Source organism: Aliivibrio sp. S3MY1, from assembly GCF_028765575.1.
In the GTDB taxonomy this organism is placed as follows: domain Bacteria; phylum Pseudomonadota; class Gammaproteobacteria; order Enterobacterales; family Vibrionaceae; genus Aliivibrio.
On sequence record NZ_JARACO010000009.1, the window covers coordinates 123,271 to 133,026 of the forward strand.

Below are 9,756 nucleotides of genomic sequence, written 5' to 3' on the forward strand. Positions count from 1 at the left end.
AATATTAATATTGGTAGTTGTGATGAACTAGATTATTCTCACATCATATTTTATGCCTGTTTTATTATCCGTGATAATTGAGATCCCATGATTGGGGGAATAAGTGACCGATAGCTCTAAAACAGGATGAGATAAATGTTCAGCGATTGCTTCAACAACCCCTTGTGCTTTCACTGTTATCTTACTACCGTCTTCACTGCTGCGAATTTCATAATTTATCACGCTATACCTAACCTCTTTTTGTTTTTTTAAACTCTTTTATTATTTCAATTTCAGTCGTAACAGTTCTTTTTATTCGAACTAACCGCAAGGGCTTCCCATGACTATTATGAGCGGATTCAATGTCACTCAAAATATGAGTCAATTGCTCTGCACTCGTAGATTCAAGAGGATACTGCATAATATCTGACCACAGCTTCTTTCTTGGTTTTTCTAAAAATTGCTCTTCGAAATACTTTCCTGAAGAAATAGAATTGGTGGGATTACGCGCCATTATTTATCACTCCTTGATAAATGAAAACTTCAAATAAATTACAACGTTACTCCAGCGCTTTCAAGGGCATTGTTTGTTATTTGGCCGCATCAATGAAGCTTATATTTAATCTTAAATAGCAGATTTGTTTTTTAGAAAAATGAATGACTTCTTATTGTGAGCTAATTAACGGAATTAAGACACGCAATAACTTTCACCACGTCAACTATGTGTTAATCTTTATTTAATATGGTTAAGTAAGGTTTTTATAAACAGGATTGATTATGGCAACTATTACAACTAAGTATGAGCAAGCTAAAAAAGATTACGAGTACCTTGAAGCCCATCATGGCGCTGGTCTGAATGACTTTACAGGCGGTTATGTAGCTGATGAAAAGTATATGGAATTGCTCCGTAATCCCACTAAGAAAAATGCTACAAATCATTATGAATCAATGATTACGGCTTTCTCACAAGTTGGTTACGAGCCTAATAGCCAACCTGATTTTGATGATGAAGGGGTATTGGATATATTCCGTCGTCATTGCTGTGAAGACGAGATCATGTCTTTTTGGGGCGTAGATATTACCGAACAAGAAGCTGATGAGGAGTGATTTATGAATAATGCAATGGAAGCAAAAAGCAGTAAAACCAAGACCAGTTTTTATCGTAGGCAATTGGTAGCATATTTAATTGATTCAGGTGTGAATACGGTCCCTTCCCTCTTAGACGCAACTCAGATGCCAAAGAGAACACTGCAAGATACAATTTTGGCACTTTCTGAAATCGATATAATTTGTGGTGTTAGTGGTGGCACAAAGAATCGCACTTACTCAATAGAGAGCTGGGGAACCTTTAACAAGAATAAGATTGAAGATAACTTGCCACATGTTAAAGATGTATTAAACCTATGACCATTCATGTTGAAGAGAGTAATAAATCAAAGAAATTTGAAGATGATGTCAATCTGGCCATAAAGTTTAAAGGCTTAAAAGATCTTGATGCGAGCTCTATTAATGCTGATTGTGGTGACATTAAGATGGTTTTAAAGCCTGCCTCTCCTACTCATGATGCCTATTGGTCTGTGGTAAGAGCAGAAGCAGATAAACGCATTGCTAATAACTCAGAGTTAGAAAATAGTTGATTTTTAGCTCTGGGATCATTGTTAATTAACACGGAAACTGTTCATTATGGATCGTCGTTCAAGGTCGAAGTTTTACGAAATCGCTACGCATTTTGAGGCAGAAACAATCTCTTTTTATGAGGTTCTATCTAGTATCGTTATTGGCGAGAGTCGCGAACAAGCGAATGCAAATCTGATTAATAATGTGATGCATGATATCAATCATAAAGAATGGGAAAAATGGCATAACCAAACAGCCCGACTTGGTGTTTGGTTAAACATCTTTATTGGTAATAACATGAACACGTTTATGCACAAAGACCGTTTATTAACATACAACGGGGCAACGGTAAGTAAAGCATCCATTTCATATGAGCTTTTTAAATGTCGCCTCAGTGTGGCCGACAAAACTGCTCTTATCGAACTGCATGATTTGATAGAAACGACACTGGTTAAATCAAAGTATGCTAGACGCCTGTATGATCGAACAATATCTACTTTTTCAGCAATCGATTTGTTTGAAAAAATATTAAATATAGAAAATGAGTTACGGTCATTCTAAAATTTGATCATTCACATTCATCTTTGTTCATTAAGATAGAGCAGTTCTTACTTAGAATTGCTCTATCTTAGATTCTTACTATTTATCGTTTAATCCATATTTACGTTCACGTAACCAGAATGCATGACCACCCCCCTCCAAGATATTACATATTTGGCCACGAATACTAGATGGGTCGTTAACTGAACCATCTTCTACAGAGCCAGATTGGTAGGTAAGAGTTTCGTTATCGTTTTTAGCGATGATGATTTGTTCAGCATCACTATTCACAACAAGATTGGCATTATGAGTAACAATGATCACTTGTCGATATTTCTTTATTTTTCTGAAAATCGGAACAAGTTTATTCATGATGAAATCATTGTCTAAATCGTCTTCTGGCTGGTCAAATATAAATGGTGAGCCGAATGGGTCCGTTGCTAGTTTAAGACATACATAGAACGTCCCTCGTTGGCCTACAGACAATTGCGTTACTGTTTTATCTTTATAGAGAAATTCAGCATTCGCATGAAGGTAAGTTTGAATATTTTGCGGTAGGTACAAGAAATCCAACAACTCAAAGCGGCCACCTTGGTTGAAATATTCTGTTTCCCAGCAAAAACCTTCAAGAGTTACGGTTTTATCTGGAGATAACACGATCATCTCTTCATTAGAAATTAGGCGATAAAAATCTTCATACGTGTTGATTGGGAACGTTTCTTGTAAACGATCTATTGAGGTTTGCGTTCCTGTACCTCTGAACTTACCACCATTGAGCTTACTCAGAAGAAGAGAGAAAAATTTCTCTTTGTTAAAGTAAATGGCCCCGAAAATAGAAATGTCACTTAATATCTCTTTAACTAATTCGTTTTGTTCGGCTGTCCACGTTGGATTCTCAGTTAATAACGAATCAAATGCCGTGGCTATGGCGCTGGAATTGCCTTCTAAGTAGGCTTTATGCAAATTACTTAACTGGCAGCGATCTTGAATACTTTGGCGGTACTCTGCGGTTCTCGCTGTGATGTCTATTAATTTCTCATTAGCCGCATCGATGTTTCGTTGATACTCGGTTACTTTTCCAAGCAATGATGAAATGTCTTGTGTGATCCCTTGCGATTGGAACGTAGCTACGATCCCTTGATTACTTAAATTTAATGCTGCGATTTGCCCTCTCGCTAACAAATCGTTCGCTTCAATAGCCGCTATTGCAGCATTATAATCAATTGATGGAATGGTGGTGGCACTAAACTCACTTTGATTATGGCCATCTATCGTCGTGTTAATTGGGTCTATTTGCTGAGTGAATGAGGCTTTTATTTGAGCTGATTTCGCGATGTAAGCGGCTAACTTATTTACTTGAGCGACATTGGCTTGGTATTGGTCAATAAGCCCTTGGTTTTCAGCACTGGTTAATGTTGCGATAAGCCCTTGGTAATCAGCAATAATGGCATTTTGATATGTGTCTGTGTTGATTCTATTATTACGCTCATCGGTTGTACTCCAATAACCAATAAAAGCGCGGTATTTTGTTAAGGCATTTTCAACAACACTTGTGGTTACAGGGTTGAAGGCATCACTAGTCAGCCCCAGCATTTCTTTAATTTCTTTGCTTAATTGCTCTGGGTTTTGGCTAACAGATTGTATGTCGCCTTGTGATACGTGTAAGTAACCGTAGGTGTTGCTTGCTTCATTAAAATCAAGTAATGAGCCATTACCTTGATCTAATACCAGTGAAAATTGCTCAGTATTGATTTGACGAGCTGGATTTGTGCCTAACGGATCATGTCTAAATTTAGAACGAATGGAATCTAACAGTATACTTTTACCAGTTCCTCTTCCCCCAATAATCGCGGCCATGTTGGGATTAATCTCGATGGTTGTATCATCAAATTTTAATGGTTGGCCAGCGATAATACTTCCGTTGGCTGTAATTGATTTAAATCGAGGTTTGGCAAAGGTGCGCTCAATAAAATCATCTTTGATTTGAACTCGGGCTTCAGGTTCAATCAGTAATTGACGAAGACCTTCAAATGTTGGTCTCGCTTTAATCCATGAATACTGTGAGCCTACATCCTCAAGACTATGAGCGTCTGAGCATTTAAAAACAGGGCGTTCTTTGGCGTGTTCATATCGACTTGTATTTAGGAAAAAGGTTCGGTCACGATCAGTGGACCCAAAAATGAAATCTCCCTTTTTTTCTAATTCAAGCGCAATTGCTACTGAGCGACCTTCTGTTCTGTCAGGTCTAAATCCACCGTAGCCATTAGGACAAATGCCAATAAGGTAATCCGTACCACGTTGTAAATGAGATGCAAGATGATCGGTTAATACTTTAAAATCTACCACAGCGGCATCTGGTCGCACGTTATTTAATTGCATGCTATTTTCACTACAATAAACGGCAGTGCCAGTGGGTGATGTGTTTGTTATCGGCATGGCTGATAAAATGGTATTAATTCGTTCAGTGGTTAATTTTTCAGAAAAAACAACATGTACATTAATCCATTCACCACCGTTGTTTTGTTGAACAATTCTAAATTCAACATTGCCAAGCACGGTAATACGATGACGCTGAGCTCGTATTTCATCTTTAACTATTTCTAGTTCATTCTCTTTGAAATAAAAGTAGTTAGTTACTCCAATTAGATCTAACTCTTCAGCCGCAAGCTTAGATACATAATCAGCAATGGAGCATTGAAAGCCAGCCCCATTTAAATGAGTCATTGGGGTATGGATGTGCAAATCCCATTTTTTCCATGTGGAACCGTTCATAAATAGCCTTAGTCTTTTTTATTGTGTAATTATGCGCGGATAATACCAAAAGTGGTTTGCTTTCCAAAGAATAAACAAGGGAAATAAACGATGTTCAACTGCTAGTTTGAGGTATCACACCTAACTTACTTCTGGTTACTTAGTTATAATAATAATTGAATTTATTATCGTGAGGTCATCATGGAACGCTGGTCTTTTTTATTGGCTCCCTACTCATTAAATCACCCTTACCGACAAGAGATTGAAGCGTTGATTCAGTTTGTGAATCAAGAGGGACGTGATTGTGATTTAGAGCGAAACCGTTGTTATGAATACTTCTATATTTTTGAAAAATCACTATTACATCATCTGAATACCAGCTATGAGTATCTTTCTAAGTGCGATGGTGATGATCTGTTTTATTATATGCAATCTAATGGGCAGCAAGTTCACCGATTTTGTGCATTGTTATCTCGTTTAATCAAGGGAGAGCTATTGGCACTTAATCCGAGTGATAAAATTCAATTTAATTATTTATGTAAGCAGTCTCAAATGATTAACTGATTTAAACGTGCAACCAGCATGACTATTTGCTATATTTACACTGTATATTTTAACAGTGTTTTTTTAGTTGAATGTGTTTTTTAGAAAAACGCATTAAAGGGTGTGGTGGTTTTAATGCAAACAAATAGCAATAATATTTTAAGCCAATCATTAATCAATCTTCAAGAGGTTGATACTCCCCCTACCCTACGTTATATCTACACGTTACGAGCTGAAAGCTCCCGTAAGACGATGGAATACACTCTTAATGGGTTTGCTAAGGTATTAAACATTTCACATCATAAGCTTATTCCGTGGGAAAAATTGACTGATTACCATATTGCAATGGTGCTTAATCAATTAGAAGAAAACGGATTAAAAGACACTCGTTTAAATACGTATTTAACTGCAATTAAACGCTCTGCAACCTTTGCAAATGGTATGGGCCGTTTGCCGACTGATGTCCTTTTTCGTATTACCCAAATTCAGCCAAGAAAAGGCCGCTCAGTAAGCAAAGCCCGACCACTAAAGTCATTTGAAATGTCTGAGCTTTTCATCACAAATAGCCCGACCCTTCGAGACAAGAGAAACAATGCCATGTTTGCATTACTTGTCGGTTGTGGCTTGCGTTGTACCGAGTTGATGACCTTATCTATTACTGCGTTTGAGTATAAAGACAATCAAGATTGGATCCGCTTTTATGGTAAAGGACACGTCGAGCGTCGTGTGCCAGTGAATGCGGATACATTAAGGTTTGTAAAAGAATGGGAGCTGGTGAGAGAGCAATTGAATATTACTTCGGATACATTATTTGTGAAAATGCGTAGAGGGGATACTTTTATTGATGAACCAATCCAAGCAAGATCCAGTGTTTATCGTGTTGTTCAAAATCGATGCTTGCAATTGGGTTCTAAATTCATGATTAGCCCCCATGATCTTCGACGTACTACAGCAACCATACTATATCATGCAGGGGTTCGAATTTCGGTTATTCAAGATATTCTTGGTCATGCGGATTCAAAAACAACACAGCGTTATATTCAAAAAGACGATAATTTATTAATAGATGCAATAAAAAAGGTGTCATTACCGTAAACGTGAATGTTGTGTTATGTACAATTGAAGATCTGATAATGATAACCCTTCATTTTCTATTTGTCGGATCAATGAACTTATTTTACTCTCTTTGATTTCTTTGGCTTTTTGCTTTTGTTCTTCATCTGTTTTTCGTTGTTCATTTAATGCAGATAAACGCTCAATAATAAGAGTTGCTTCTTCAATCGTTAACATCGAAGTGGCAAATGATATTAAGGAGCGTTGGTTAAGTAATGTCTTTTTTAATTCTTTCATAATAAATCCATTTATATAATCAATGTTTTTTGATGGATTTATTATAGAAAAAAATAACAGCAAGTATTTAATCTTTACTGTTAATTGAGTCCCATTTTTTTAGAAAAATTAGTACATGACTTCAATGCGGCTGAATGTCATGCCAGCAGTGTTCGTGACTTTTCTTTCAGTGCAACTACTACCATTTGCCCCAAATATCCTATAGCCATCGTAACCTGAGACTGACTTAGAGCAACCTTTCGCGCTGGTTGTATTAAAACTCCATGTGCATTGTGTCGTGTAACGTTTACCACTACAGTTGTCCCTTGCTCCACCACCAGCATAGGCAATGTCTACTCGATTAATATGTGTTCCAAACCATGCCTCTCCATCCCCCCTACTATTAAATCGAATTCGTTTTGGTGTTGCGGCAAGTTTATAAGATGCAGACATAGATTTAGATCCTGCATAAACACTAACCCATACATTTGTTGGTGGGCCACCTTCACCACCGTCACCACCCTCTATTGAGTCTTTTAAATCATCACATAAACTGGCATAAGAGGGATGAGAGCAATTTACTGGAGGAAGCTCTGTATTTGGACTGTCATTTGGATCGGGGGCGGCCACAAAATAGGTATCAATACCGCCTGTTTTATCCCGAGTACCAACAGAATCATCATGATCCCCAATTTCACGAATGACAACGGTGATATTATCGCGTTTTGATTCTATGCCATCGTGTTCAATAACATGAATAGGAACGCGAACGACCTCATCAATGTGGCTGTTTGGACTACTCGTTCCTGCAATAACGACGAGACTGACTAAGGAGGTAGTTATCGCATAGGCTAAAGCTTTACGTTTCATAAGAAATCCCTTTATATAAAAATAAGTGAAATAGAAACTGACAATGCGACATAATGATATAGGCTAATAATCGCACAATTCTGTTTTTTTGTAAAATACCACAAAACAAATGTTATAGCATTATAGTTAAAATATAGTAGCAAAGAAAGTGGAGCAGTATGCTCCACTTTAAAAGTGTGTGATTGTTTAAGATTATTTGTTTAATTTTCGTCTTACTAAATACAAACAAGACAGCATTAACAAGCTAAATAGTGAGGTGCTACCACCTGAATCACCGCCACCGTTATCAGGATTTGGAATGCCTGTTTCTGGATCTGGTGTTTCTGGATCTGGTGTAATTGTTGGCTCCCATAAGGTATTAATGGCAGTGACATCGACCAATTTATTCTGAACTTCATTTTGTCCAACGACAACCGCATAAGTATTATTGATTTCACCGTGCGCTTGATCAAATACACCATAGACAGTATTGAAATCAATTTTAATGATTTCTGAACTTGCTTGGCCTGATGTAAATTCGATACTTTGCGGTGCTAATGCGTTTTGACCATTATAAGCCGCTCCCCCTGCAATATAAAGAGTCATAGCTTCGGTTGCTGAAGTGTCGTTGCGTTGCGCTACAAAATCAAACGTTTGGTCATTGATGTTTTCAGTAACCGTTAAACGGATGGTTTGGTTATTGCGTGAGCCTACTTCAAATTCAGCCGCAAGCGGTGCGTATTGATTGGTAAATCCCACCATGTTTGCACTTGGTGTTGTATTACAATCGCTTGCCCCTGAAATAGTCATTTGTGCAAATGGGATTGTTGAAATTACAGGTGTCATTAATGAGCCATAGCCATTATCACACGTTCTGGCATAGCCATCTTCTCTACCTTTCGCATCATCATTAAAACGACCAGCAGCAGCTTGATCGTGCATTGCACCAATGGAGTGAAGCACCTCATGACTAAGAAGGAATGGATAACTATTATCCCCCCCTTTTCCTAATGTCCTATTTATTGCCAAACCGATTTTTGCGGTCACATTTGGATACCATGTGTAATTACTACTATTGATGTTTTCACCATAACCAATCGTTGACCCTTTTGGCTGAAATAGACCAACAGCCATATCACCGACATCGGTTTCGACTTCTGTTATACCATTATCCATATCTGAGCGACCTGTTTGAACATTCTCTGTACCTGTCCATGAACTTACGCTGGCTACATGAGTTGGTTTTAACTCAAGGTTAACGCCTTTACGCTCAAACAGATCGTTTGCCACTTCAATCGAGCGGTAAAAGCCAACGACCTCAGATGATAAGTTGATACTGTTATCGTATTCATAAGGTTGAGGATAGAACAAGCTCAATTCGAAAGTGCTTGTTGAACCCGCAGCATTCACGCTTAGCGAATGAGCAAGAGATAAAGCGAGTAATGTTTTAGTACTTAGTTGCATGGTAATCCTTCCTATGCGTTTGTTTAACTGACTACGTCATTATACCGCAAAACGAACAACAAACTAGTATTTTTTTTATAAATTGCTAACATTAGATTACCAAACCCATATAAGGCTAACAATAAATAGAGATAAGTGTAGGGTACAACATAACATTATATTGCAAATAATGCGACTCAGCCCACGCATACCTAAAAGGAACAAACCTTGTTGAGAGTTTTCTTTTTTTTCTTTCTTCTTTTTTTCTTTTTCTTTTTTTTCGCGCAAGCGCAAGGTCAGCAAGAAATTGACGAGGTTTCAGCGAGTGGCTAAGGCTTTATACCCCTTTGCTATGTTGTACCCTAGATTGTATGGATAATTGGTGTTGTATATAGTGACACTGTCACACGTTTAATGATTGGTCATTTAATGGAAGTAACTCAAGGGTTAATATTTTTCCGAAAAACCCAATTGCTTTATAGAAATTGGCCATAATCACTCATTTATTCACAACCATCCTCTTCTACCTTCACCTGATGCTTAAAGATAATTGGGGTTCATTTTTTAATGATCGTTCTAGACGTTACTCTTTAAAGCCAAACCGCTTTCTGCTGGATGTTACTTTCCAAAACCAAACAGATTTCTACTGGATGTTACTTTCCAAGGCCAAACCGCTTTCTACTGGATGTTACTTTCCAAAACCAA

At 37.6% G+C, this 9,756-nt stretch carries 12 protein-coding genes; 6 read left to right on the forward strand and 6 right to left on the reverse strand.

Translation table 11 applies throughout. From position 1 onward, the window contains the following. Positions 1–27: 27 nt before the first annotated feature. Positions 28–222: a hypothetical protein gene (locus tag PVK62_RS08360; RefSeq protein WP_130066392.1), complete on the reverse strand. Its 195-nt coding sequence runs from the start codon at positions 220–222 to the stop codon at positions 28–30. 7 nt (positions 223–229) lie between these two features. Further along, positions 230–493, reverse strand: coding sequence for a hypothetical protein (locus PVK62_RS08365; RefSeq protein WP_274449376.1), 264 nt, complete (start codon positions 491–493; stop codon positions 230–232). 263 nt (positions 494–756) lie between these two features. Here PVK62_RS08365 and PVK62_RS08370 point away from each other — a divergent pair, with 263 nt between their 5' ends. The 4 genes from PVK62_RS08370 to PVK62_RS08385 are packed head-to-tail and all read left to right on the forward strand — an operon-like array spanning position 757 to position 2,157. Then, entirely contained in the window at positions 757–1,086 is a 330-nt protein-coding gene (locus tag PVK62_RS08370; RefSeq protein WP_130066395.1) for a hypothetical protein, read from the forward strand. Positions 1,087–1,089: 3 nt separating this feature from the next. Further along, the gene (locus PVK62_RS08375; RefSeq protein ID WP_242509760.1) at positions 1,090–1,386 is read left to right on the forward strand and encodes a helix-turn-helix domain-containing protein; all 297 of its coding nucleotides are present in this window, start codon (positions 1,090–1,092) and stop codon (positions 1,384–1,386) included. Continuing rightward, on the forward strand, positions 1,383–1,616 hold the full coding sequence (locus PVK62_RS08380; RefSeq protein WP_274449377.1) for a hypothetical protein: 234 nt from the start codon (positions 1,383–1,385) through the stop codon (positions 1,614–1,616). The genes PVK62_RS08375 and PVK62_RS08380 overlap by 4 nt, the downstream gene beginning before the upstream one ends. A gap of 46 nt (positions 1,617–1,662) precedes the next feature. Beyond that, positions 1,663–2,157, forward strand: coding sequence for a hypothetical protein (locus PVK62_RS08385; protein WP_274449378.1), 495 nt, complete (start codon positions 1,663–1,665; stop codon positions 2,155–2,157). Between the two features lie 78 nt (positions 2,158–2,235). Here PVK62_RS08385 and PVK62_RS08390 read toward each other — a convergent pair whose 3' ends face one another. After that, entirely contained in the window at positions 2,236–4,908 is a 2,673-nt protein-coding gene (locus tag PVK62_RS08390) for a TrlF family AAA-like ATPase (RefSeq protein ID WP_274449379.1), read from the reverse strand. Positions 4,909–5,088: 180 nt separating this feature from the next. Between PVK62_RS08390 and PVK62_RS08395 the strand changes: the two genes are divergently transcribed. Continuing rightward, positions 5,089–5,451 (forward strand): hypothetical protein, encoded by a 363-nt coding sequence (locus tag PVK62_RS08395; protein WP_274449380.1) that lies wholly within the window; start codon positions 5,089–5,091, stop codon positions 5,449–5,451. Between the two features lie 114 nt (positions 5,452–5,565). After that, entirely contained in the window at positions 5,566–6,525 is a 960-nt protein-coding gene (locus tag PVK62_RS08400) for a tyrosine-type recombinase/integrase (RefSeq protein ID WP_274449381.1), read from the forward strand. On the opposite strand, the gene PVK62_RS08405 is transcribed toward PVK62_RS08400, so the two are convergent. The 3 genes from PVK62_RS08405 to PVK62_RS08415 all read right to left on the reverse strand — a co-directional run bounded on the left by PVK62_RS08405 (position 6,517) and on the right by PVK62_RS08415 (position 9,072). Beyond that, the gene (locus tag PVK62_RS08405) at positions 6,517–6,780 is read right to left on the reverse strand and encodes an H-NS family histone-like protein (protein ID WP_274449382.1); all 264 of its coding nucleotides are present in this window, start codon (positions 6,778–6,780) and stop codon (positions 6,517–6,519) included. The genes PVK62_RS08400 and PVK62_RS08405 overlap by 9 nt on opposite strands. A gap of 108 nt (positions 6,781–6,888) precedes the next feature. Then, positions 6,889–7,629 (reverse strand): hypothetical protein, encoded by a 741-nt coding sequence (locus tag PVK62_RS08410; protein ID WP_274449383.1) that lies wholly within the window; start codon positions 7,627–7,629, stop codon positions 6,889–6,891. A 192-nt stretch (positions 7,630–7,821) separates the two neighbouring features. After that, positions 7,822–9,072, reverse strand: a complete 1,251-nt coding sequence (locus tag PVK62_RS08415) for a GlyGly-CTERM sorting domain-containing protein (RefSeq protein WP_274449384.1) — start codon at positions 9,070–9,072, stop codon at positions 7,822–7,824. Positions 9,073–9,756 lie beyond the last annotated feature (684 nt).